19 protein-coding genes are annotated in these 24,033 nt (G+C 65.5%); 11 read left to right on the top strand and 8 right to left on the bottom strand.

Annotated elements, in window-relative coordinates; genetic code table 11:
* The 6 genes from murJ to ACQY46_RS03565 form a co-directional block, all read right to left on the bottom strand.
* Window positions 1-1,593, bottom strand: coding sequence for a murein biosynthesis integral membrane protein MurJ (murJ, locus tag ACQY46_RS03590; protein WP_428698936.1), 1,593 nt, complete (start codon window positions 1,591-1,593; stop codon window positions 1-3).
* 52 nt (window positions 1,594-1,645) lie between these two features.
* Window positions 1,646-4,477: a [protein-PII] uridylyltransferase gene (locus tag ACQY46_RS03585; protein ID WP_428698935.1), complete on the bottom strand. Its 2,832-nt coding sequence runs from the start codon at window positions 4,475-4,477 to the stop codon at window positions 1,646-1,648.
* A 211-nt stretch (window positions 4,478-4,688) separates the two neighbouring features.
* A complete protein-coding gene (locus ACQY46_RS03580) occupies window positions 4,689-5,060 on the bottom strand; it encodes a helix-turn-helix domain-containing protein (protein ID WP_306030411.1) in 372 nt (123 codons plus the stop codon).
* Window positions 5,057-5,647: a Smr/MutS family protein gene (locus tag ACQY46_RS03575; RefSeq protein ID WP_428698934.1), complete on the bottom strand. Its 591-nt coding sequence runs from the start codon at window positions 5,645-5,647 to the stop codon at window positions 5,057-5,059. The genes ACQY46_RS03580 and ACQY46_RS03575 overlap by 4 nt, the downstream gene beginning before the upstream one ends.
* On the bottom strand, window positions 5,644-6,744 hold the full coding sequence (gene mltA, locus ACQY46_RS03570) for a murein transglycosylase A (RefSeq protein ID WP_428698933.1): 1,101 nt from the start codon (window positions 6,742-6,744) through the stop codon (window positions 5,644-5,646). Before mltA ends, ACQY46_RS03575 begins: the two co-directional genes overlap by 4 nt.
* A gap of 85 nt (window positions 6,745-6,829) precedes the next feature.
* On the bottom strand, window positions 6,830-7,546 hold the full coding sequence (locus ACQY46_RS03565; RefSeq protein WP_428698932.1) for a Tim44/TimA family putative adaptor protein: 717 nt from the start codon (window positions 7,544-7,546) through the stop codon (window positions 6,830-6,832).
* Window positions 7,547-7,870: 324 nt separating this feature from the next.
* Here ACQY46_RS03565 and ACQY46_RS03560 point away from each other — a divergent pair, with 324 nt between their 5' ends.
* The 4 genes from ACQY46_RS03560 (at window position 7,871) to polA (ending at window position 14,067) form a co-directional block, all read left to right on the top strand.
* Window positions 7,871-8,416, top strand: a complete 546-nt coding sequence (locus ACQY46_RS03560; RefSeq protein ID WP_428698931.1) for an FxsA family protein — start codon at window positions 7,871-7,873, stop codon at window positions 8,414-8,416.
* 172 nt (window positions 8,417-8,588) lie between these two features.
* Window positions 8,589-9,647, top strand: a complete 1,059-nt coding sequence (locus tag ACQY46_RS03555) for an acyltransferase family protein (protein ID WP_428700403.1) — start codon at window positions 8,589-8,591, stop codon at window positions 9,645-9,647.
* A gap of 147 nt (window positions 9,648-9,794) precedes the next feature.
* The gene (locus ACQY46_RS03550; RefSeq protein WP_428698930.1) at window positions 9,795-10,946 is read left to right on the top strand and encodes a Fic family protein; all 1,152 of its coding nucleotides are present in this window, start codon (window positions 9,795-9,797) and stop codon (window positions 10,944-10,946) included.
* 106 nt (window positions 10,947-11,052) lie between these two features.
* A complete protein-coding gene (polA, locus tag ACQY46_RS03545; protein WP_428698929.1) occupies window positions 11,053-14,067 on the top strand; it encodes a DNA polymerase I in 3,015 nt (1,004 codons plus the stop codon).
* Window positions 14,068-14,118: 51 nt separating this feature from the next.
* On the opposite strand, the gene ACQY46_RS03540 is transcribed toward polA, so the two are convergent.
* On the bottom strand, window positions 14,119-14,577 hold the full coding sequence (locus ACQY46_RS03540) for a MarR family winged helix-turn-helix transcriptional regulator (protein WP_428698928.1): 459 nt from the start codon (window positions 14,575-14,577) through the stop codon (window positions 14,119-14,121).
* Between the two features lie 136 nt (window positions 14,578-14,713).
* Here ACQY46_RS03540 and hmgA point away from each other — a divergent pair, with 136 nt between their 5' ends.
* From hmgA to ACQY46_RS03505, 7 genes are all read left to right on the top strand, one after another.
* Complete coding sequence (hmgA, locus tag ACQY46_RS03535; protein WP_428700402.1) at window positions 14,714-16,012, top strand: homogentisate 1,2-dioxygenase; 1,299 nt, start codon at window positions 14,714-14,716, stop codon at window positions 16,010-16,012.
* A gap of 5 nt (window positions 16,013-16,017) precedes the next feature.
* Complete coding sequence (locus tag ACQY46_RS03530; RefSeq protein ID WP_428698927.1) at window positions 16,018-17,028, top strand: fumarylacetoacetate hydrolase family protein; 1,011 nt, start codon at window positions 16,018-16,020, stop codon at window positions 17,026-17,028.
* Window positions 17,021-17,563: a hypothetical protein gene (locus tag ACQY46_RS03525; RefSeq protein ID WP_428698926.1), complete on the top strand. Its 543-nt coding sequence runs from the start codon at window positions 17,021-17,023 to the stop codon at window positions 17,561-17,563. The genes ACQY46_RS03530 and ACQY46_RS03525 overlap by 8 nt, the downstream gene beginning before the upstream one ends.
* Window positions 17,564-17,637: 74 nt before the next feature.
* Complete coding sequence (locus tag ACQY46_RS03520) at window positions 17,638-18,597, top strand: MBL fold metallo-hydrolase (protein ID WP_428698925.1); 960 nt, start codon at window positions 17,638-17,640, stop codon at window positions 18,595-18,597.
* Between the two features lie 63 nt (window positions 18,598-18,660).
* A complete protein-coding gene (locus ACQY46_RS03515; RefSeq protein WP_428698924.1) occupies window positions 18,661-20,289 on the top strand; it encodes an FAD-dependent oxidoreductase in 1,629 nt (542 codons plus the stop codon).
* A 10-nt stretch (window positions 20,290-20,299) separates the two neighbouring features.
* Window positions 20,300-20,521: a DUF2783 domain-containing protein gene (locus tag ACQY46_RS03510; protein ID WP_428698923.1), complete on the top strand. Its 222-nt coding sequence runs from the start codon at window positions 20,300-20,302 to the stop codon at window positions 20,519-20,521.
* A gap of 121 nt (window positions 20,522-20,642) precedes the next feature.
* A complete protein-coding gene (locus tag ACQY46_RS03505) occupies window positions 20,643-21,185 on the top strand; it encodes a VOC family protein (RefSeq protein WP_428700401.1) in 543 nt (180 codons plus the stop codon).
* Window positions 21,186-21,268: 83 nt separating this feature from the next.
* On the opposite strand, the gene ACQY46_RS03500 is transcribed toward ACQY46_RS03505, so the two are convergent.
* On the bottom strand, window positions 21,269-24,016 hold the full coding sequence (locus tag ACQY46_RS03500; protein WP_428698922.1) for a M10 family metallopeptidase C-terminal domain-containing protein: 2,748 nt from the start codon (window positions 24,014-24,016) through the stop codon (window positions 21,269-21,271).
* Window positions 24,017-24,033 lie beyond the last annotated feature (17 nt).

The raw sequence follows: 24,033 nt of genomic DNA, 5'->3' as shown, positions 1-24,033 counted from the left end.
TCAGTCCTGCCCGCTGGCGGGTGGCGGGCCGGAACGGCCGCGCGCCCGGGCGCGGGCGAGATAGCCCCGCAAGTCGACAGCGCCGGTGACTTGCACAAAGAAGGCGAACAGCGCCATGCCGGTGGCGACCAGCAATCCGAGGGCAGCGAACCGCAGCAGGATGGAGGCGCCAAGGAGCAGGGGCTCGAGCAGGAGCGCGCCGCCGTAAAGGCCCGCGCCCATCAGCGCGCTGGCAAGCGCCAGCAGCGGCAGGCGGCGGCGGGCACCGGCATCGATGCGGAAATGGCCGCGCCGCCAGAGGACGGTACCGAGCAGGCCGGTGTTGACCCAGCCCGCCAGCGAGGTCGCAAGCGCGATGCCGACATGACCGAAGAAGGGCGAGAGCGCCAGCGCGCCGACAACATTGACCAGCATGCCCACCCCTGCGAACCACATCGGCGTCGCCGTGTCCTCGCGGGCGAAGAAGCCGGGAGAAAACACCTTGTTGAGCACGAAGGCCGGCAGGCCGACGGCGAAGGCGACAAGCGCGGCCGTGGTGGCCGCCGTCGCTTCCGCGCCGAACTCGCCGCGCTGGAACAGCACCGAGACGATCGGCTGCGGCACCACCATCAGCGCCACCGTCGCCGGCAAGGTGAGGGCGAGTGCGAATTCCATCGCCCGGTTGAGCGTCCGGTTGGCCTCCCCGTCCGCACCGCTACGCAACGAACGGGCGAGATCCGGCAGCAACACCACGCCGATGGCGATGCCGACGACACCAAGCGGCAACTGGTAGACGCGGTCGGCATAGTAGAGATAGGCGACCGCACCGGCCTGGGCGGAAGCGATCACCGTGCCGACGACGATGTTGATCTGGGTGATGCCGCCGGCAAGGATGCCGGGCACGCCGAGCCGCCACAGGCGGCGCACGCCGGGGGTCAGGCGCGGACGAGGCAGCGACAGCGAAAAGCCCATGTGGCGTACCGCGGCAACCAGCAGACCAAGCTGGGCCAGGCCGGCAACCGCCACACCGCCGGCAAGCACAACGCCAAGGGTGGTCCCCGGCTCCAGGCCCGAGATCCAGATGCCGGCAAGCGCCGCGATCATCACCAGGTTGAGCACCACCGGCGCAAAGGCGGCGGCGGCAAAGCGGCGATAGGTATTGAGAATGCCTGACAGGAAGGCGACCAGCGACATGCACAGGAGATAAGGAAAGGTGATCCGCGAAAGCAGCACGGCGAGGTCGAATTTCTCCGGATCGGCGGAAAAGCCCGGCGCCAGCACATAGACAAGCCCGGCCATGCCGACCATGGCAAGGGCGGTCAACAGCAAAAGCGCCCACAGGAGGGCCGCCAGGATTTCGCCGGCAAAGCGCCGCGCGCCTTCGTCACCGTCCTCTTCCAGCGCCTTGGCGAAAAGCGGCACGAAGGCGGAGTTGAAGGCGCCTTCCGCAAAGAGCCGGCGGAACAGATTGGGCAGGCGAAAGGCAACCACGAAGGCTTCCGCCACCGGTCCGGCGCCGACAAAGGCGGCGATCATCACGTCGCGGCAAAAACCGAGAACGCGACTGGTCATGGTGGCGCCGCCGACGGTGGCGAAATTGCGCAGAAGGCTCATCGAACCATCCAGGATAGCGGGAGACGAGACCGGCCGTGACCGGCGGGCCGGTTCATGCGGCGCCGGAGCGGCGCGGGCGCCGGCGCGCCGGCTCGTCGGTCAGGTCGCCCTCGACCGCCTCGCGCAGGCGGTCGCGGATCGCGCCCTGGCGTCCGATATTGCCGATCTTCTGCCCGGTCAGATCGGTGACGTAGAAGACATCGACCGCCCGCTCTCCGAAGGTGGCAACATGGGCGGAATTGATGTTCAGGTTGAGCGCCGAAATCGCCCGGGTCAGGTCGTAGAGGAGGCCGGGCCGGTCGAGGCCGGAAATCTCGAGAACCGTATAGCGGTTCGACCAGGAATTGTTGACCAGAACCTCCGCCTCCACACGAAATGCCTTCACCCGTCCGCGTGAGGCGGCCTTGCGGGCGACGCTGTCGGGCAGTTGCTCCTGACCGCGCAGCGCCTTCTCGATCAGCCGGCAGACGCGTTCGCCGCGACGGATCTCGTCCTCGTCGCCGGGCAATTCACGCGAGATGAAGATCGTGTCGAGGGCGAACCCGTCCGTCGTGGTGTCGATCTGCGCATCGACGATATTGGCGCCGGCGACGAAACAGGAACCGGCAATGGTGGAGAGCAGGCGCGGATGGTCGGCCGCCAGCACGGTGATCTCCGTCACCTCCTCGAAGGCATGGGTGACGACGCGCGAGGAAAAGCCGGTACCTGAGGCATCCGCGGCACGGATCATTTCGGCATCGGCAATCTTCCGGTCGAGCGGCACACGCAACCAGTAGGCCGGATAGTGACGCTCCAGATAGGCCGCCCGCGTGGCCTCGTCCCAGGAGGGGAGCGCCTCGCCGAGCTCGGTCTTGGCGGCTTCGACACGCAGATTGTGCGGCAGCAGCGAATGGCCGCCGGTCAGCACCGGTTCGCATTCGTAGTAGAGCGTGCGCAGCAGCTGCCCCTTCCAGCCGTTGAAAACGCTGGGCCCGACAGCGCGAATGTCCGCGACGGTGAGGATCAGGAGCAGCTTCAGCCGCTCAAGGCTCTGCACCTTGCGGGCGAAATCCTCGATCGTCTTGCGGTCGGCAAGGTCGCGCGACTGGGCGATGGTGCTCATCTCGAGATGATGTTCGACCAGCCAGGCGACCGTGTCGGTCTCCGACGCGGTCAGGCCGAAGCGCGGACACAGGCGCCGGGCGATCCGCGCACCGGCAATGGAATGGTCCTCAGGCCGACCCTTGGCGATATCGTGCAGGAACATGGCGACGAAGAGGACCCGGCGGTTCTGGATCGTCTTGACGATGTCGGTCGACAGCGGATGGTCCTCTCCCGCCTCGCCGCGCTCGATCTCGCCGAGCACGCCGACGGAGCGGATCAGGTGCTCGTCGACCGTGTAGTGGTGGTACATGGAGAACTGCATCATCGCCACGACCTTGCCGAAATCCGGCACGAAGCGGCCGAGAACCCCGGTCTCGTTCATCTTGCGAAGCACCGTTTCCGGATCGTTGCGCGATGTCAGGACCTGCAGGAACAGCCGGTTCGCCTCGGCGTCCTCGCGCAGCGAGGCGGTGATCAGCTTGAGAGACCGGCGCACCAGTTTCAGCATTTCGGGATGCAGCATGACCGCGTCGCGGTCGGCAATGACGAAGAGGCGGATCAGGTTGACCGGATCCTTTTCGAAAACCGTGTCCGAAGCCGTGTTGAGGCGGCCGCGATCAATGACGAAGTCGGCCGTCCCGGTCGAGACCTTGCGCTTTCGGGCGCGCGCCGCGATGCGGTCGATCAGCTTGGAAAGCGGCTGTGGCGCCTTGGCGTGCTGTTCCTCGAGCGCCGCGCAGAAGATGCGCGTCAGGTCGCCGACATCCTTGGCGACAAGGAAGTAGTGCTTCATGAAGCGCTCGACATCCTTCATGCCGGGATGCTGGGTGTAGCCGAGGCGGATGGCGATCTCCCGCTGCACGTCGAAAGACAGGCGCTCCTCGGCGCGTCCCGTGAGGAAATGCAGGTGACAACGCACCGCCCAGAGGAAATCCTCTCCCTTGCGAAACCGCTGGATGTCGGCACGGCTGAAGACGCCCGCCTTGACGAGGCCGCTGGTCGAACGCACGCGATAGAAGTACTTCGAGATCCAGAACAGCGTGTTGAGGTCGCGCAGCCCCCCCTTGCCTTCCTTGACGTTCGGCTCGACCAGATAGCGCGAGGTGCCCTGCCTGGTGTGACGGGCGTCGCGCTCGGCAAGCTTGGCGGCGATGAATTCCGGCCCGCTGCCGGCCGCCACGCCCTTGTCGAAGCGCTCGATCAGTTCCTCGGTGAGCGCGGCCTCGCCCCAGACGTGGCGCGCCTCGAGAATGGCGGTGCGAATGGTCATGTCGGACCGCGACAGACGCAGGCACTCGTCGATGTTGCGGGTGGCGTGGCCGACCTTGAGACCCAGATCCCAGAGCATGTAGAGCATGTATTCGACGATCTGCTCGCCCCAGGGCGTCTGCTTGTAGGGCAGCAGGAACAGAAGATCGACATCCGAGCCCGGCGCCAGCGTGCCGCGGCCGTAGCCGCCCACGGCGACGATCGACATGCGCTCGCCGGCGGACGGGTTCTTCACCCTGTAGACATGATGGATGGCGAAATCGAAGATGACGCGCAGGATCTCGTCCTGCACGTGGCTGAGACGCTGGGCGCAGAGCGTACCGCCGCCATCGGCGAAGAGCTGCTCCTCGACACGCGTGCGCGCCTCCTGCATGACGGACTTCAGCTCGGCAAGCACCTTTCCGCGGGTCGCCAGGTCGGAGCCGTCGCCGTCGCTGCCCGCAGTCAGCGCGGTCAGCCGGTGTCGCAGCGCGTCCGCATCGATCAGGCCGGCGAAAGGGTCCGATGGCCGGGATGCGTTCCTCAGGGTCATGATACGCGCGCTGTCCTTCTCGCTTCCCGGCCCATCGCCGGTACGCCGCCAGTCCGTCGCCAGTCCGTCGGCAGTCGGGCGCCAATCGCGGCGGCGCGGATCGCAGCGGGTCCGCAACCGCTTCTTCAAGCCGCCGCCCGCGGACCCTACGCCCGCCACCCGCTCCGCTCAAGAGGCAGATCGAGCGCAATACCGTAGCGGCGCCGGCCGGCTAGACGCCGTCGCGGGCCGCGGCCGCGCGGACCTGAAGCAAGAGGTGCGCCAGGCTCTCGCGAGACAGTCCGGAAATCTTGACCGCCAGCACATTGGCAAGCTCCGTCGCCTCCGGATCAAGGCCGCCCGTGTCGATGGAGACCTTCGGATCGGAATATTCGGCAAGCCGCTGCAACTCCTCCGCCTCGTCCCAGATGACGTTGAAAAAGGCGATGATGCGCTGAACCATGAACCATGTCGGCCGGCCACGGCGACCGTGTTCGAGCGCCGAAAGATAGGCTGCCGACACCGACAGGGCCTCCGCCATCTGCGACAGGGTCACGCCGCGTTTCTTGCGCAGCTCCCGGATCTTCGCGCCAAAGGGCGTCATGGCGTCCCCCATCTCCCCGCCCTGCGGATCCTTACGTAGAGCGCGCCGTCGCCACCATGCGTCGCATGGGCCTGCTCATAGCCGACAACAAGCGCGCGAAACTCGGGAAAGGACAGCCATTGCGGCACGACACGCCGCAGGATGCCGCGCCCCTCGGCCGCGGGACTGCCGCCTGCCCCGCCCTTGCCGGTGATGACAAGCACCAGCGTCGCGCCCTGCGACTGCGCGCGCGTCAGAAATCCGCGCAGGCGCACATGTGCCTCCGCCTGGGTCAGTCCATGCAGGTCGATCCGCGCGTCGATGGCGCGGATGCCGCGCGCCACCTTGCGGCGCTGGCGCGGCTCCAGGGGGGAAAGCGGCGGCGCAGAGGGCTTTCGCAAAGCGGTGACGGTGGGGGGAGGCACGGCCAGAGCCGCGGCGGGGCGCTCCTTGCCGGCATCCGGTGCCCCGCCCGGTTCGGAAACAGCCTCACCTTCAGCAGGCGCCCGGCGCGGCCGGACGAGCGGTTCGACATCCGCCGTCACCTGCGCCCAAAGGCGGCGTTCGTCGGGAGAGGGCTGGCGCCCCTTGCGCCGGCCGCTGCTCATCGCGGCGCCCCCGTGCCGGCATCGCGCGGCACCAGGACCACCATGTCGGCCCGGTGCTGGACGCCGCCGGCCAGCGCCCCGGCCTGCGGGCCCGAGCCGAAGAAGATGTCGCCGCGCGCCGCGCCGACGATCGCCGAGCCGGTGTCCTCGGCAACCATCAGCCGGTGAAACGGTGTCGAGGGCCCATCTGCCCCGGCCGGCAGTTCGGCACTGACGAAGACGGGCGTTCCGTAGGCATGAAAGGCCGCGTCGACGGCAAGGCTGCGGCCGGCGACGAGCGGCAGGCCGGCGGCGCCGACAGGCCCGTCACCGGGACCTGTCTCGCTGACCTCGCGAAAAAAGATGTAGGAGCGGTTTCGCCGCAGGACGGCGTCGATCTCTTCCGGATTGCCGGCAAGCCAGCCGCGCAACACATCCATGGTGACGGTGCCGGATTCGGCGAGACCGCGTTCGATCATCACCCGGCCGATGGCCGAATAAGGATGGCCGGTCTTGCCCGCATAGCCGACCCGCATGACGCCGCCCTCCTTCAGGCGGATGCTGGCCGAGCCCTGTACGTGAACGTAGAACGCATCGACCGGATCGGCGAGCCAGACGAGCTCGAGCCCGCGGCCGGACAGCGCACCGTCCATGATCTCGCCCCTGTCCGGCGGCAGGACGAGAGCTCCGTCCGGGCTTCGCATGGCAAAGGGCGCGTCGGAGGGCAGGTGCGCGGGGCGGTTGGTCTCGTCGAGCGCGACCAGGTTTTCCGGCCGGCGCAGCAACGGCGTGGCGTAGAGCGCATCGCGGCGCAGGGCACCGGGATATTCCGGCTCGAAATAGCCGGTGACGAAGCCGTCGGCGAGGACGCGGCGCGGCTCGAACATCGTCTCGAAGAAACGGCGCGCGGCTTCGCCCGACCCGTCCGCCATGGCACGCACACCCGCCTGGCACGTGCGCCGGAGCGCAGCCAAGGAGATGCCGAGCCGGCCAGCCGGCCTGCCCCCCCGTGAGGCTGCCTCATCCCCGCAATGGCGCAGGAACGCGGCGAGCGCGGCGCGATGATCGTCCTGCGCCCAGCCGGGAAGATCGGAAAAGCTCAGCGGTGGCGACAGCATGGCGTTCCCCGCCGAAGCGAAAGCCCAGCCGGGAAGGCTTGCCGCGAGCACCGCGACAAGGACCGCTCGGCGCAGGCCACCCAAGTCACTCGACCGATTCGGTCGCGACCAGTCGCCAGTTGGGATCGCGCGAGGTGGTGTCGCGCGCGAAGGTCCAGATGTCGGTGACGTCGCTGACCGCATTGGGATCGCCATCGACAATGGCGCCGTCACGGTCGCGGGTCGCGGAGATCAGCTCGGACCGGAACCTGACGGTCACCTGGGCCGTCGAGCCTTTCAGCGCCGCCTCGACGATGTCCGCCTTGTCGATGCCGACGAAGGTGGACTCGATGGTCTCGCCGCGCGACTCCCGGTCGGAAATGGCCGCGACGAAGCCTTCGTAGACATCCTTGGACAACAGGTTCTTGAGCGTCTTGCGATCGCCGGCGGCAAACGCGCTGACAATCATCTCATAGGCACCGCGCGCACCCTGCAGGAAGCCCTGCGGGTCGAAGGAGCGGTCCACGGAGAGGATCTGGCGCAAGGCGTCGTTGAGGGCGCTTCCCTCCGGGGCGACCTTGTCGAGCGTCGCGGAACTGGTCGCCGGCGCGGGCCCTGGCTGCGGCGTCCCCTGTCCGGGCAGCGGGATCACATTGTCATCGCCGGGCGTCGCCGGACCGGCGCCATTCTCGCGTTCCTGCGAGGAGTACGGATCGAACGGCGGCCGCTCGTGCCCGGTGCGCCGCCCGAGGACGCTGCGCAGGCGCAGGAAGATCACGACCGCCAGGACCAGGAAGATGATTGTGATGACGTCGTCGAACATATGACTCGTTTCGCATCCGGCCGGTTAAGTAGAGGGCAGCCCGCTCGGACCGCAGGCGACACCGTGCCACGGCGCGGCTGGCCGATCCCGCTCCACAGCGCTGCCACGGAACTGCCCATGGTAGCTTTATGTAAGCCCTCTTGAACCAACATCCAGCCTTGAGCACAAGTGTCCGGCGCGGTTTTCGACCTCCGATCACACATATTGCTCGCATTCGGGTCAATTGTTTCCTACCTGAAGGGTCGCAACCGCACGGTTTCCGGCTCCGCGATGGCCGGGCCGGCGCGACATGTCAATCGCCAGACCCGGTTCCGAACACACGCCATGCCCCTAGGACTGATCCTCCTCCTCGCCCTGATCGGCCTGCCGCTGATCGAGATCGCCGTCTTCGTCGAGGTCGGCTCCGAAATCGGCGCCGTGCCGACGATCCTGCTGACGGTGCTGACGGCGCTCGCCGGCACCGTGATGCTGCGGATGCAGGGCCTGTCGCTGCTGACCCGCATGCGCGCCGAGATGGACCGCGGCGAGGTGCCCGGCGAGGACATCGTCCAGGGCGCGCTGATCGTCGTCGCGAGCTTCCTGCTGCTGGTTCCCGGTTTCGTCACCGACGCTGTCGGCATCGCGCTTTTCATCCCGCCGCTGCGCGCCGTGATCGCCCGGGCCGTGGTGCGCAACGCGCGTGTTACCGTTGTCCGTCCCGGCGGGCCTGGACCGCGGCGCGGCGATGGCGTCGTCGACCTGGACCCGGATGCCTGGTCCGACGTCGCACCTGGCGAGCGCGGCGGCAATGGCGAGACGCCATGGAGGGGTGGCCGCCGCCTGACGGACGGACGAGACCCGCGCGACCCCTCCGACGAGCCGCCTCGCTAGGACGCGGCCCGGCGGCCGGCCAGGCGGGGTCTCCTTCTACACATTCGCGTGTTCGGACAGCCGGTTAACGCCGACTACACCCTCTGGCTGCATACTGCCGCCTTCCGGATGCAGGAAGGGAGCGCGGAAGATGAGCATGGCTGGTGCCACGGACACGGATGACCGGCGGAGCATGACGGCCGACGGCACGGCAATACCGCGGCCGGGGCGGGTCGACTGGGTCGACGCGGCCAAGGGCCTTTGCATCATCTTCGTCGTCATGATGCATTCCACGCTCGGCGTGCAGAACGCAGCCGGTGAAGAGGGATGGCTCGGCCTTGTGGTCGAATTCGCCCGGCCGTTCCGCATGCCCGACTTCTTCATGATCTCCGGCCTCTTCCTGGCGCTGGTGATCGACCGGCCATGGCGGACCTATCTCGACCGCAAGCTGGTGCATTTTGCCTACTTTTATGTGCTCTGGCTGACCATCCAGTTCGCCGTCAAGGCACCGTCGATGGCCGGTGAAGTCGGCTGGACCGGCGTTGCCGGCCAGTATCTGCTTGCCTATGTGCAGCCGTTCGGCACGCTCTGGTTCATCTACATGCTGCCGGTGATGTTCGTGATCACCAAGCTCCTGCATGATCGCGGCGTGCCGTGGCAGGTCGTGCTTGCCGGTGCTGCGCTGCTGCAGATCGCGCCGATCTCGACCGGGTCGGTGCTGATCGACGAATTCTGCTCGCGCTACGTCTATTTCCACGCCGGCTATGTGTTCGCAACGCGCGCTTTCGCCATCGCCGCCTGGACACGGGCCCATGCGACGACCGGCATTCTCGGCCTCATCACTTGGGGCGTCGTCAACGGCGTCCTGGTGTTTTCCGGATTTGCCGACCTGCCGGTTGTCAGTCTCTTGCTCGGCACGGCCGGCGCGCTCGCCGTCATCATCGTGTCCGCGCTGCTGACCCGCGCCGGACTTGCCGGGTGGCTTGCCTATTGCGGGGTCAACTCCATCGTCATCTACCTGGCCTTTTTCTTCCCGATGGCGGCAACCCGCATCATCCTGTTGAAGACCGGGGTGATCGGCGACATCGGCACGATCTCGGCAATCGTCACCGCGGCCGGCGTCCTTGCCCCGCTGGTGCTGCTCTGGCTGATCGCGCGCTTCGATATCGGCTGGTTCCTGTTCCGCCGGCCCGCCTGGGCACGGCTGGAAGCAGGGCCACCGCGCCGACCGCTGCCGCAGGCGGCGGAGTAGGCGGGAAACCAAGTCTCGTACCCCGGCATCGCCAAACATCTACAGATAGAGAGGTGGATGAAATTCTGCTTTAAAGTGACCGGCATGGTTTAAAGCGAACAGGGGCTTCGCTATAATCTCTGGAAACGATTTAAAGTGGGCTTTAACATGGATTTGAGCACGTTCAGCGATCAGGCACCCGGCCATTTCGTCGCCACGTTTGATGGTGCCAAAGCCTATGTCCCTGCTCCCTTGCCACCCGAGCTCGACCTCTCAGACATAACGGCGCCGCTTACAAACGCGGCGGCGGCCCTAGGCGAGCTCAAGGGGGCATGCAGGCGTCTACAGAATCCCGATGTCGTCGTTCGTCCGCTCCAACGCCGCGAAGCGGTGACCTCCTCGGCCATGGAAGGCACCTTCACCTCGGACGACGAGCTTCTTCTGGCCGAAGCAGGACAGGAGGCGCACGGCAACGACTCCACCCGCGAAGTATATAACTATATTCGTGCCCTCAACGCCTCCCTTGACCTGATGCGAGAGCTTCCGCTCAGCCAAAGGGTCCTCAAGACGGCGCATGCAACACTGTTGAGCGGACTGTCGCCGCACCGGGGGTCAAAAAAGCGCCCCGGCGAGTACAAGGCCGATCAAAACTGGATCGGCAATGGCGGGCTATTGATCTCCCAAGCACGCTTCGTGCCGCCTCCACCGCAAGAAACACAAGTCTGCATGAATGCCCTGGAAGCCTATATCAACCGACCCACCGTTGACTTGCCGATCCTGGACCTGGCCCTGACGCACTACCAAATCGAGACAATCCATCCGTTCTCTGACGGAAACGGCCGTGTCGGCCGGATGCTGATCTGCCTTCAGTCTGTCTACTATAACATCCTCGAAATGCCCGTTCTTTACATGAGTTCGGCGCTCGAAGGTGAGAAGGACGATTACATCCGCCTGATGTACAACGTCTCCGCCAATGCAGAATGGAATCCTTGGATCGCGTTCTTCATGGACAAGCTGTCCCAGTCATGCCGCTCAACGATCGAGACCATCGACGGCATCATAGCTTTGCAGGAGGACTATCGCACCCGGGCAGCCGCTTCCATGCGCAGCTCGAACATTGTCACGCTGGTCGACAAGATCTTCGGGAATTACGTCACGACGGTACCCGAAACCGCAACTGCCTTGGGCGTGTCCTATCCCGCGGCCCGGAACATGATCGACAAGCTTGTCGAGATCGGGCTCTTGCGAGAGCTGCCAGGTCAGTATCCAAAGGTGTTTTACGCGCCCGAGATCCTCAGGATCTCGTCCAGCAACGCCTGAGACGCCGCGTGTCGCTAGCAGCCAAATAAGCCAGGCCGGGCAGGCGGCGGAAAATAAGCGGGGCAGGGTGCGACAAGCAGGCTTTTCTCGCGCGCGCATCGCGGGCATGATCCGCGCCATGTCGACGAACAGCCCTTCCAGCCGCCTCACCGCCGACGACCATCTCATCCTGGTCGACGGTTCCACCTTCATCTTCCGCGCCTATCACGCGCTGCCGCCGCTCACCCGCAAGTCGGACGGGCTGCCGGTCGGCGCCGTGTCGGGCTTCTGCAACATGCTGTGGAAGCTGCTGCAGGAAGGGTTGACGCCGGAAAAGGGCGACGAACCGACCCACATGGCGGTGATCTTCGACCATTCGGCGAAGACATTCCGAAACGAGATCTACCCCGAATACAAGGCCCAGCGCCCGGCGCCGCCGGAAGACCTGATCCCGCAGTTCGGCCTGATCCGCGAGGCAACGCGGGCCTTTTGCGTGCATTGCATCGAGCAGGAAGGCTTCGAGGCCGACGACCTGATCGCCACCTATGCCCGATCGGCCGCGGCGAGCGGCGCGCGGGTGACCATCGTGTCCGGCGACAAGGACCTGATGCAGCTCATCGGGCCGCGCGTGGGCATGATCGACACGATGAAGAACAAGGTCTTCGGCGTGGACGAGGTCCACGAGAAGTTCGGCGTCGGTCCCGACAAGGTGATCGAGGTGCAGTCGCTGGCCGGCGACAGTGTCGACAACGTGCCGGGCATTCCGGGCATCGGGCTGAAGACCGCGGCTCTCCTGATCAACGAATTCGGCGACCTGGAGGCGCTGCTCGCCAAGGCCGACACAATCAAGCAGACCAAGCGCCGGGAAAACCTCATCGCCTTCGCCGACCAGGCGCGCATCTCCAGGAAGCTGGTGACGCTGAAGGACGACGTGCCGGTCGAACTGCCGGCCGAGGCGCTCGCCGTCACCGAACTGGACGGATCGCGGACGCTTGCCTTCCTCAAGGCGATGGAATTCACAACGCTGACCCGGCGCATCGCGGAGACGACCGGAACCGATGCCGACACCGTCGAGCCGGCGGCACTCACCATACGCGGATGGCACGAGCCCGACGGCAAGGGCCGGATGATGGCGGGCGCGCCGACGGCAGGTGGTGCGGCAACCGTTGCAGGCGGCGCCACAACGACCCCGACCGCGTCTCCCGCGACGACGGCGACGCCGGCGGGCAGCGGCGGGTGGACGGCGGAGACCGTTGCAGCGGCGGCGGCGGCGGCCGCAACCGCCGTGCCGATCGATGCCTCGACCTACGAGACCGTGCGCGACATCGACCGGCTGAAGGCATGGGTGGCCGAGGCGCGGGAAGCCGGCCACGTGGCAGTCGACACGGAAACGACCTCGCTCGACGCGATGCAGGCCGAACTGGTCGGCGTGTCGCTGGCGACGCGGCCGGGCCATGCCTGCTACATCCCGCTTGCCCATGTGGACGGCGAGGGCGACCTGCTCGGCGGCGGCGGGCTGATCGAGGGGCAGATCCCGCGCAGCGAGGCGATGGCCATCCTGAAGCCGCTGCTGGAAGACCCCGGCGTCCTGAAGATCGCACAGAACCTCAAATACGACTGGCTGGTGCTGAAGCGGCACGACATCGAGGTCGCCCCGTTCGACGACACGATGCTGCTGTCCTACACGCTCGATGCCGGCAAGGGCGGCAACGGCATGGACGCGCTTGCCGAGCGCTGGCTCGGCCACACGCCGATCCCCTTCAAGGAGGTGGCCGGTTCCGGCAAGTCGATGATCACCTTCGACAAGGTGCCGATCGACAAGGCCAGTGCCTACGCGGCGGAGGACGCCGATGTCACTCTGCGCCTGTGGCAGGTGCTGAAGCCACGGCTCGCGGCAGAGCGCAAGGCCACCGTCTACGAGCGGCTGGAACGGCCGATGGTGCCGGTGCTGGCGCGCATGGAAATGCGCGGCATCTCCATCGACCGGCAGATGCTGTCGCGGCTTTCGGGCGACTTCGCGCAGGGCATGGCGGCGCTGGAAAGCGAGATCCACGAACTGGCCGGCGAGAGCTTCAACATCGGTTCCCCGAAGCAGCTCGGCGACATCCTGTTCGGCAAGATGGGCCTGCCCGGCGGCAAGAAGACCAAGACCGGCGCCTGGTCGACCTCGGTCTCGGTGCTCGACGACCTCGCCGCCGAGGGCCACGACCTGCCGGCGCGGATCGTCGACTGGCGCCAGCTCGCCAAGCTGAAGTCCACCTATTCCGATGCGCTGCCCGGCTACGTGAACCCGGAAACGGGCCGCGTCCACACATCCTACGCGCTGGCGGCGACGACGACCGGACGGCTCTCCTCGTCCGAGCCGAACCTGCAGAACATTCCGGTGCGCACCGAAGCGGGGCGCAAGATCCGCAAGGCCTTCATCGCCGACAAGGGCCACAAGCTGGTTTCGGCCGACTACAGCCAGATCGAACTCAGGGTGCTTGCCCACATGGCCGATATCGGCCAGTTGAAACAGGCCTTCGCCGAGGGGCTCGACATTCACGCGATGACGGCGTCGGAGATGTTCGGCGTGCCGATCGAGGGCATGGACCCGATGGTGCGGCGGCGCGCCAAGGCGATCAACTTCGGCATCATCTACGGCATCTCGGCTTTTGGCCTGGCGGCCCAGCTGAGCATCCCGCGCGGCGAGGCGGCGGAGTATATCTCCACCTATTTCAAGCGCTTCCCGGGCATTCGCGACTACATGGAAGAGACCAAGAAATTCGTCCATGCCAACGGCTACGTGACGACGATCTTCGGCCGGCACGCCCACTATCCGGAGGTCAATACCTCCAACCCGAACCACCGCGCCTTCTATGAGCGGGCCGCGATCAATGCGCCGATCCAGGGATCTGCCGCCGACATCCTGCGCCGGGCGATGATCCGCATGGAGGACCGGCTCTCCGCCTCGAAGCTTGCCGCGCGCATGCTGCTGCAGGTGCATGACGAGCTGATCTTCGAGGTGCCGGAGGGCGAGATCGACGCGACGATCGCCCTTGTGCGCGAGGTGATGGAGGGCGCGGCGGAACCGGCGGTGAAACTCACCGTGCCGCTGCATGTGGACGCGCGCGCCGCCGACAACTGGGACGAGGCGCATTGAGGCATTGAAACGGAAGGCTGAGACCCGAGACTGCCTCGGCCTGTCGCGGTCTCAGTCGTCGTCCGCCGCCTCGAGCGAGACGAAGCGGGCTTCCACGGCGGCAAGGCCCGCCTCAAGCGCGGCGGCGGCCTCCCTGCCGATCTCCTCGCGCAGCGCCGCCTGGAAATCGCGCGCCATGGCGGCAAGTTCCGCATAGACCGCCGCGCCCGACGCCGTCAGCTCCAGATGCTCGATCCGCCTGTCGGCGCCATCCGCCCGGCGCGACAGCCAGCCGCGCTTTTCCAGCGCCGCCACCGCCCGGCTCACCTTGGTCTTGTGCATGGTCGAGCGCCGGCCGATCTCCGTCGCGGTCGTATGCCCGAGCTGGCCGAGAATGGCGAAGGTGCGCCATTCCGGCCTGCTGATGCCATAGGCCGCATGATAGCGCGCCGCGAAGCGGCGGCTGACGAGCTCCGAGGCACGCACCAGCCGGTAGGGCAGGAACTCCTCCAGCGGCAACGAAGCTTTCATCCTGGACCCCGGTCAGTGTCGGACTATCGCGAAGAATGACACGTTGATAGCTTCGGATAAAACAGTTACACATGCAACTATCAACTGTCTGGATCAGGAGGGATCGGACGTGACGCTTTCAAACACCCCGGCCTACATGCCGGGCTTCGGCAATGACTTCGAGACGGAGGCGCTGCCCGGCGCCCTGCCGCAAGGGCAGAATTCGCCGCAGCGCGCGCCCTACGGGCTCTATGCCGAGCAGCTGTCCGGCTCGCCCTTCACCGCGCCGCGCGGCACCAACGAGCGCTCCTGGCTCTACCGCATCCGCCCTTCGGTCAAGCATTCCGGCCGCTTCGCCGATCTTTCCCTGCCGCAGTGGAAGAGCGCGCCGAATATCGGCGACCACACGCTGCCGCTCGGGCAGCTGCGCTGGGACCCGGTGCCGGTACCGGCCGAGCCCACCAGCTTCCTTGCCGGCATGCGGACGATGACGACCGCCGGCGACGTGCACACCCAGACCGGCATGGCGACACATGTCTATGTCGCCAATGCCGACATGGCCGACGAGTATTTCTTCAACGCCGATGGCGAGTTGCTGATCGTGCCGCAGGACGGCGGCATCCGGGTCGCGACCGAACTCGGCGTGATGGATGTCGTGCCGAAGGAGATCTGCGTGATCCCGCGCGGCATGATCTTTCGCGTCGAGCTGCTGGACGGCACGGCGCGCGGATATGTCTGCGAGAATTACGGCGCCAAGTTCACGTTGCCGGATCGCGGCCCGATCGGCGCCAATTGCCTGGCCAATCCGCGCGACTTCAAGACGCCGGTCGCCGCCTTCGAGGACAGGGAAGGTCCGTGCCGCCTGATGGTCAAGTGGTGCGGCGGTTTCCATGAGACACAGCTCGAAGCCTCGCCGCTTGACGTGGTTGCCTGGCACGGCAATTACGCGCCCTACAAATACGACCTGATCACCTACTCGCCGGTTGGCGCGATCCTGTTCGATCATCCCGACCCGTCGATCTTCACGGTCCTGACGGCGCCCTCGGGCGAGGAGGGGACGGCCAATATCGACTTCGTCATCTTCCCCGAGCGCTGGATGGTGGCCGAGCATTCCTTCCGCCCGCCCTGGTATCACCGCAACATCATGTCGGAGTTCATGGGCCTGATCTATGGCCGCTACGACGCCAAGGAGGAGGGCTTCGTCCCCGGCGGCATGAGCCTGCACAACATGATGCTCCCGCACGGGCCCGACGCCACCGGTTTCGAGAAGGCCTCGACCAGCGAGCTGAAGCCGGAGAAACTGACCGGCACGATGGCCTTCATGTTCGAGACGCGCTTCCCGCAGCACCTGACCCGCTACGCTGCCGACCTCGATACCCTTCAGGACACTTACCTCGACTGCTGGTCGGAGCTGAAGAAGCGCTTCGATGGCACGATCGACGGCAACTGGGATTAGGTGCAATGAAACTCGCGACACTTCATGACGGCAGCCGCGACGGCAAGCTCGTCCTCGTCAACCGCGCGCTCACCCGCTGCACCGAGGCCGGTCACATCGCGCCGACCCTGCAGGCGGCGCTCGACGACTGGAACAACCTCCTGCCGAAGCTCGCCACGCTCGCCGAAAGCCTCGAACACGACGCGGTGCCGAGCCTTCGCTTCCATGAGCATGACGCGCTCTCGCCGCTGCCGCGCGCCTACCAGTGGGCGGACGGTTCGGCCTATGTCAATCACGTGGAACTGGTGCGAAAGGCGCGCGGCGCGGAGATGCCGGCAAGCTTCTGGACCGATCCGCTGATGTATCAGGGCGGCTCCGACAGCTTTCTCGCCCCGCGTGCGCCGATCCGCATGGCGGACGAAGCCTATGGCATCGACATGGAGGGCGAGATCGCGGTTGTCACCGGCGACGTGCCGATGGGCGCGACCCGCGAGGAAGCGGCGGCCGCGATCCGCCTCGTCATGCTGGTCAATGACGTCTCGCTGCGCGGCCTGATCCCGGCGGAGCTCGGCAAGGGCTTCGGCTTCTTCCAGTCCAAGCCCTCCTCGGCCTTCTCGCCGGTAACTGTGACGCCGGACGAGCTCGGAACCGCCTGGGACGGCGGCAAGCTCCACCTGCCGCTTCATGTCGACCTCAACGGCGCACCCTTCGGCCGCGCCAATGCCGGCATCGACATGACCTTCGACTTCCCGACGCTCATCGCCCATGCGGCGAAGACGCGGCCGCTTGGCGCCGGCACGATCGTCGGGTCGGGCACGGTCTCCAACAAACTCGACGGCGGGCCGGGCAAGCCGGTCACGGAGGGCGGCGTCGGCTATTCCTGCATCGCCGAGATCCGCATGATCGAGACGATCGAGACCGGTGCGGCGAAGACGCCGTTCATGCGCTTTGGCGACACGGTGCGCATCGAGATGCTCGACGCGGCCGGACACTCGATCTTCGGTGCCATCGAGCAGGCGGTCAAAAAGCATGATTAGGCGTCGCCTCGTCCCGATGCGCACCGCGTCACTTCTCGCCGCTGCCGTTCTGTCGGGAGCAACGCCCCTTGCCGCCGCTCCGGCCGACCCGGTGACGGAGGTGATGCAGGTGACCGAGGGCAACTGGGCCGATGACGGCACGCCCTATGAGGAGATCTTCACCGAAGAGCGGCTGCAACGCCTGTTCAGCGCCGACTTCATCGCCCGCTACCGCGCGGCGGCCGCCCTTCCCGGCCATGACGAGAACGCATCGCTGTTTGGCTATGACGTGATCGTCAATGCCCAGGACGGTTGCCCTCTGCAGGGACTGGCGATCAAGGCGGGACGCAGCGCCGCCGGACGCACGCTGGTGACGGCCCGCTTCGTCTCCACCGCCTGTTTCGGCGATGCGCCCGAATTCCGGCAGGTTTCGGAAGTCCGCTTCGAGGTGGTGGAAGAGAGCGGTCGCGATGTCATCGACGACATCCTCACCGGATCGGACGCGGATGGCTACGCGTCACTGAAGGCCGAGCTCGACACCATCGCCAACCAGTAGACGAGAGACCGCCGTACTCACAGGGCGAACGGGTGAACCGTTGCACACGAGCACGGCAAGACAGGAGTGACACCATGGCCAAGGCCTTCGCCTCGCAGGGCGACATGAGCGAAAAGAAGATCTCCTTCACCGAGGTCGGCAAGGACCTGTGGGCGTTCACCGCCGAGGGCGATCCGAACACCGGCGTCATCATCGGCGACGACAGCGTGATGATCGTCGAGGCACAGGCCACCCCGCGACTGGCCGGCAAGGTGATCGAGAAGGTGCGCGAGGTCACCGACAAGCCGATCAGCCATCTGGTGCTGACCCATTACCACGCGGTGCGCGTGCTGGGCGCCGCCGCCTACCGGGCGCCGACGATCATCATGAGCGACAAGGCGCGCTCGATGGTGGCGGAGCGCGGCGCGGAGGACCGGGAATCCGAATTCATGCGCTTCCCGCGCCTGTTTCAGGGCTTCGACAATGTCGCCGACATCCCCCCGCTGACCTGGCCGACCACCACCTTCACCGACAGGATGAGCGTCTTTCTCGGCAAGCGCCGGGTGGACCTGATGTTCCTCGGCCGGGCGCATACCGCCGGTGACATCGTCATCCACGTGCCGGACGAGAACGTCATGTTCACCGGCGACATCGTCGAATACCACTCCGCCTGCTATTGCGGCGACGGTCATTTCCGCGACTGGCCGGCAACGCTGGAGCGCATCCGCGGCTTCGACGTCGACGCCATCGCGCCGGGCCGGGGCGATGCGCTCATTGGCAAGGAAATGGTCAACGCGGCGCTCGATGCCACCGCCGATTTCGTTACCTCGACCTTCCGCCCGGTGGCGCAGGTGGCAACGCGCGGCGGCTCGCTGAAGGAAGCATGGGACGCGGCACGCGCTGCCTGCGATCCGAAGTTCTCCGAATACGCGATCTACGAGCACTGCCTGCCCTTCAACGTGGCGCGCGCCTATGACGAGGCGCAGGGCATCGACACGCCGCGCATCTGGACGGCACAGCGCGACAAGGACATGTGGGACGCGTTGCAGGGGTGAATTCCAGGCCGCCCGGGCGGGCGACAACTCCACGCCCGGCGGCCCCGCATTTCGGGAGGCCGCATGACAAAGATCTTCGAGACCCCGCTCTACCCTTACGTCCGCTCGGCCGACCAGGATGCCGACAGGCCGGCGCGCCATGGCGTCGTCGTGCTCGGCGCCGGACCGGTGGGGCTTGCCACGGCAATCGACCTGGCACAGCAGGGCGTTGCCGTCCTCGTGCTCGACGAGAATGACAAGGTGAGCTGGGGGTCCCGGGCGATCTGCTTTGCCAAGCGGCCGCTGGAGATCCTCGACCGGCTCGGTTGCGGCCAGAAGATGGTCGACAAGGGCGTCGTGTGGAACCTCGGCAAGGTCTTCTTCGACGAGCGCAAGGTCTACGACTTCAACCTGCTGCCCGAGGGCGGGCACAAGCGGCCGGCCTTCATCAACCTGCAGCAATATTATCTGGAGCAGTATCTGGTCGAGCGGGCGCTGGAGATCGGCCACGACACCGGGCTGCTGGAGCTGCGCGGCGGCAACAGGGTCAGCGCGGTGACGCCGCACGAAGGCGGCGTCGAGCTCACCGTGGAAACGCCCGACGGCCCCTACCGGATCGCAGCCGACTGGCTGATCGCCTGCGACGGCGCCGGCTCGCCGACCCGCAGCATGATGGGGCTCGACTTCCAGGGCCGGGTGTTCGAGGACAATTTCCTCATCGCCGACGTCGTCATGAAGGCGGACTTCCCGACCGAACGCTGGTTCTGGTTCGATCCCCCCTTCAACAAAGGTCAGTCGGCGCTGCTGCACCGGCAGCCGGATGACGTCTGGCGCATCGACCTGCAACTCGGCTGGGACATCGACCGGGAAGCGGAGAAGGACCCGGCGCGGGTGCGCGAGAAACTGAAGGCGATGCTGGGCGAGAAAGTCGAGTTCGAGCTCGAATGGGTGTCGATCTATACGTTCCAGTGCCGCCGCATGGAGAAGTTCCGCCACGGCCGGGTGATCTTCGCCGGCGATGCGGCACACCAGGTCTCCCCCTTCGGGGCGCGCGGTGCCAATTCCGGCTTCCAGGACACGGACAATCTTGCCTGGAAGCTGAAGCTTGTGGTCGACGGCAAGGCACCGGAAAGCCTGCTCGACAGCTATGACGAGGAGCGGGTCTTCGCCGCCGACGAGAACATCCTGAACTCGTCGCGCTCGACCGATTTCATCACGCCGAAGAGCCATGCCAGCCGGGTCTTTCGCGACGCGGTGCTGGAACTCGCCGAGCACCACGCCTTCGCCCGGCCGCTGGTCAATTCCGGTCGCCTGTCGCTGCCGGCGATCTATGACGGCTCGCCGCTCAATGGCCCGGACTGCGCGGCGATGCCGGCGCGCACCAGGCCCGGCGCCCCGGCAAGCGACGCGCCGGTCGCGAGCGGCTGGCTGATCGACCGGCTGGGCAATCGCTTCCAGCTTGTCACCATCGACGCGGAGGCCCCGGACGGACTGGTGATCGACGGCATTGAGGTCGAGCGCGTCGCGCTCTCCGCCGCCGACGATCCGAGCGGCGCGCTTCGCGAACGCTATCTGGGCGAGGCGACGAGCGCGGTCTACCTGATGCGTCCCGACCAGCATGTGGCGGCGCGCTGGCCGGCTTACGATGCAGGCGCAGTGGCACAGGCGCTGCACCTCGCCACCGGTCGGTCGCGGGGCGAAGCAGAAGCATGAGGAGCAAACGATGACAGGACCCGCCGGCAACGGCTTGCGGCTTTCCCCCAATATCGCCGATCCGGACGGCTTCTATGCCGAGCTGATCGCGCTGCACGAGGGCCTCACGCGCGAGGACAGCGAGGCGCTGAACGCCCGGCTGGTGCTGGTGCTTGCCAACCATGTCGGTGATCGCGACGTCCTGCACGCCGCTTTTGCCGCCGCCCGCACAAGGGAGACCGCCGGCGGCTGACCTTCCGGTCCGCGCCGTGGCTGAGGGGCCTCGCGCGCGCGGACCGGCGCAGTTCGAACGCGGACGGGGCGTTCCGTTTCAACCACAAACGGGAGTGCCCGGAATGACTGCCCAACCGACGCTGAAGATCGACCGGATCCACCATGTCGCCTATCGCTGCAAGGACGCGAAAGAGACGGTGAACTGGTATGTCGACAACCTGAACATGGGATTCGTGCTGGCGATCGCCGAGGACAGCGTGCCCTCGACCCACGAGCCGGACCCCTATATGCACGTCTTCCTCGACGCGGGGGCAGGCAACGTGCTTGCCTTTTTCGAGCTGCCGACCAAGCCGGAGATGGGCAGGGACCCCAACACGCCGGTCTGGGTGCAGCACATTGCCTTCAAGGTGAAGGACCGCGACACGCTGGTCGCCTACAAGGAAAAGCTGGAGAAAAACGGCATCGAGGTGCTGGGCGTCACCGACCACTCGATCTTCCACTCCATTTATTTCTTCGATCCGAACGGCCATCGCGTCGAACTGGCCTGCCCTGACCCGGCCGAGGAGGAGATGCTGGAAAAGCTCGACGCGGTGAAATGGGACATGCTGGAGGAGTGGTCGAAGACCAAGCGCGCGCCCCGGCACGCGGCCTGGCTGCACGCGAAGGAACTCGGCAAGGCCTGAGGACCAGCCCGCAAAAAAAGAGAACGGCGCGGGATGCCCGCGCCGTTTTTTGTGTAGCAGCCCCTATCGACCAGGATTTCCGATCAGATATGGGCGAAGTCGCCCGGCCCGAGTTCCAGCACGTTCGGGATTGCGGCGAAGTCGAAGTCGGTGTCCAGCTGGCCGTCGAACGGGTCCGCGGGCTTGTCGCCAGCATCGGCATCGAAGAAGAACGGGTCATCGGGCTGATCCGCGCCATCCATGCCGGAATCCGCCATGTCGATGCCGTCGAAGACGAAAGCGTCATCCTCATCGAGTTCCGCCATCTTGACGACGGGCTCCTCGGCCGAGGTCGCCCGGCCTTCATTGAAGCCGTACTGGATGTAATGGATGGTGGCGCCGACCAGATTGTTGCTGAACGCAGGCAGCAAATCCGAGTTTGAAGCCGCGTTGATATAGGCCAGCGGATCGAACGTCGTTGTTCGGCCTTCACCAAATCCATGCATGACGTAATGCCCGGCACCAGCAGACGCGTTCGTGCCCAGGGCCGAAATCAGGTCACCATAGGAAGCGATGTAAGCGAGACCGTCAAAACTGATCGTGCGGCCTTCATTGAAGCCGTATTCAAGAAAGTGCGCGATACCGCCTTCTGCACTAGCTCCGATTCCTGAAATCAGATCAGTATAAGAAGCAATATACTCCAACGCGTTGAACGCATTGCCTGACCGGCCTTCTGCGGCGCCAATTTGGATAAAGTGAGTGGTCGCGCCGTCCAGATTTTGTCCAAATATCGCTCGCAGATCGTCATAGGCACCCAGATACAGGCGTGCGTCAAAACTGCTGGTACGCCCCTCCCCGAAACCGTGATTTATATAGTGACGAACTCCCTCCAATGCGTTTGCACCAAGTATAGATGCAAGATCACTGTTTGAAGCTATATATTCGAGTGCATTGAAAGTAATATGCCGGCCCTCGGCATAGCCACTTTCCACATAGTGCTGAGCACCTCCGCTGGAATTTGCGCCAAAGACACCAATAAGGTCACCATAAGACGCAATATACTCGAGTGCGTTAAAGGTGATCTGCCGGCCCTCGCCATAACCGGTGGTCACATAATGGGACGCAGCCGCGTTGGCGCTGGCGCCGACACTGCCGATGAGGTCCAGGTTCGAGGCAAGGTATCCCCACGCATCGAAGGTGATCTGCCGGCCTTCCGCGATGCCGTAGTTGGCGAAATGCAGGAACAGCTCATGCTGGTTCGTGCCAAGCCCGGTCAGCAGATCCACATGCGAGGCGGCATACATGAGGATCGACCAGTCCGAGGCCGAGACCGCCCCGGAGACCGTGCCGTCGTTGAACTGGACGTTCTCGATGTCGAACAAGACGTCGTTGCCCTGTGAGGTCGCAAAGACGACGGCCTCGGCAAAGCGGTAGGTCCCAGTGATCGACGATTGGGCGGCGTGAATGACGGCCCAATCCGAGCCACCATTGCCGTAGATCAGGTTGTGAGTGCTGTTGCCGTGGATCGTGTCATTGCCCGATCCGCCGATGGCGTTCTCGATGATCGTGCCGCGGGCGATCGACAGGTTGCCGATGAGGCCCCCGACATTGGAGATCGATTCCGGCCGCAAGTCGATCAGCTGGGCGGCCGTCTGGGTGCCGAAATCCAGCGTGTCGAAACCGCCATTGTCGTGGACCGTCAGCGCTATCGGATTGGTCGACGCCGACAGCAGCGTGTCGAGATAACCGCCGGCAGTGGAGTTCTCGCCATAGGTCGTGTTGCCGGTGCGTATCGTCGTGGGCGTGCCGTAGAGGTTCTGGATCGCGACGATGTCGGCGATCATCGGCGTCACGATATAGGCGCGGCTCGCGGTGATCGAGGTGTTCTCGGTCTGGTCAAAATAGGACATGACCGTGGCCTGCCACGAGTCGTTGGCGTAATGGGTGTCCAGGCCATAGGTCGCGGAACTGTTGTAGTTGCCGCCATGACCGAGGCCGAGCGCATGGCCGATTTCGTGGATGTAGGTCTGGAAGGAATAGCTGTCGATCGTCGTGCCGCTGTTGGCTAGCCACGACGTCGAGATATTGACGCGGGATTCGAGGATCGCATTGCCGCTGGTGGTCGAGCTGTTCGAGGCCCCCGATCCATTGTCGTCGAAGAGGATCTCGCCGCCGCTCGTGACGAAATTGAAGGTGATGCCGGTGACGTTGGCCCAGGCAAGCAGCGCATTGGTCGCCAGGAACTGGCCGTCGGCCGTCAACGCGGTGATATTGACATCGATCGCATTGTCGCCGCCCACATTGAAGGAGCGCTGCGAACGGCCGGTATCCGTCCAATAGCCATTCGTCAGGTATTGGGCAATCTGGTCGTTGTTGAAGGTCGAGAGAGGCGTGCGCGCCGTTGCCGTCAGCTGATAGGTGCCGGAACCGGTGTCGTTATACGAGCCCGCCGCGACATAGAACGTCGTCGTCTCGGCCACCTGCAGCCAGAGCGAGGAATTGTAGTTGCCGCCGGACGTATCGATGTCGTCATTGTAGGAAATATAGCTTCCGGAAGAATCATACAGCCGAAGATAGGGGTCGCCGAGAGACACACCGTTCATCGAAATCTGAACGGCGGTACCCCCGGTCACGGTGATCTGCACCCAGTCGCGATCCCCGGCAAAGCCCAGACTACCGGAAAACGTGTCGCCTGCGGACATCGAGTAGGATGTCGACGTGTTGGCCGGCGCATCGCCAGTCTCGGTGATTGCCGCCAGATCCCCCTCCGGCCCGCCCCCCGGTGCGGCACACTCGAAACCGTTGACTTCCTTGGCCACGTCCGGCCCGACCATCGCGCAAAGCTCGCACATAATCCCGCTCTCCCGTC

It is taken from the genome of Stappia sp. (assembly GCF_965276915.1).
In the GTDB taxonomy this organism is placed as follows: Bacteria; Pseudomonadota; Alphaproteobacteria; order Rhizobiales; family Stappiaceae; genus Stappia.
Note: the sequence above shows the minus strand (reverse complement) of the source record. Positions and strands in the feature narration are given on the sequence as shown.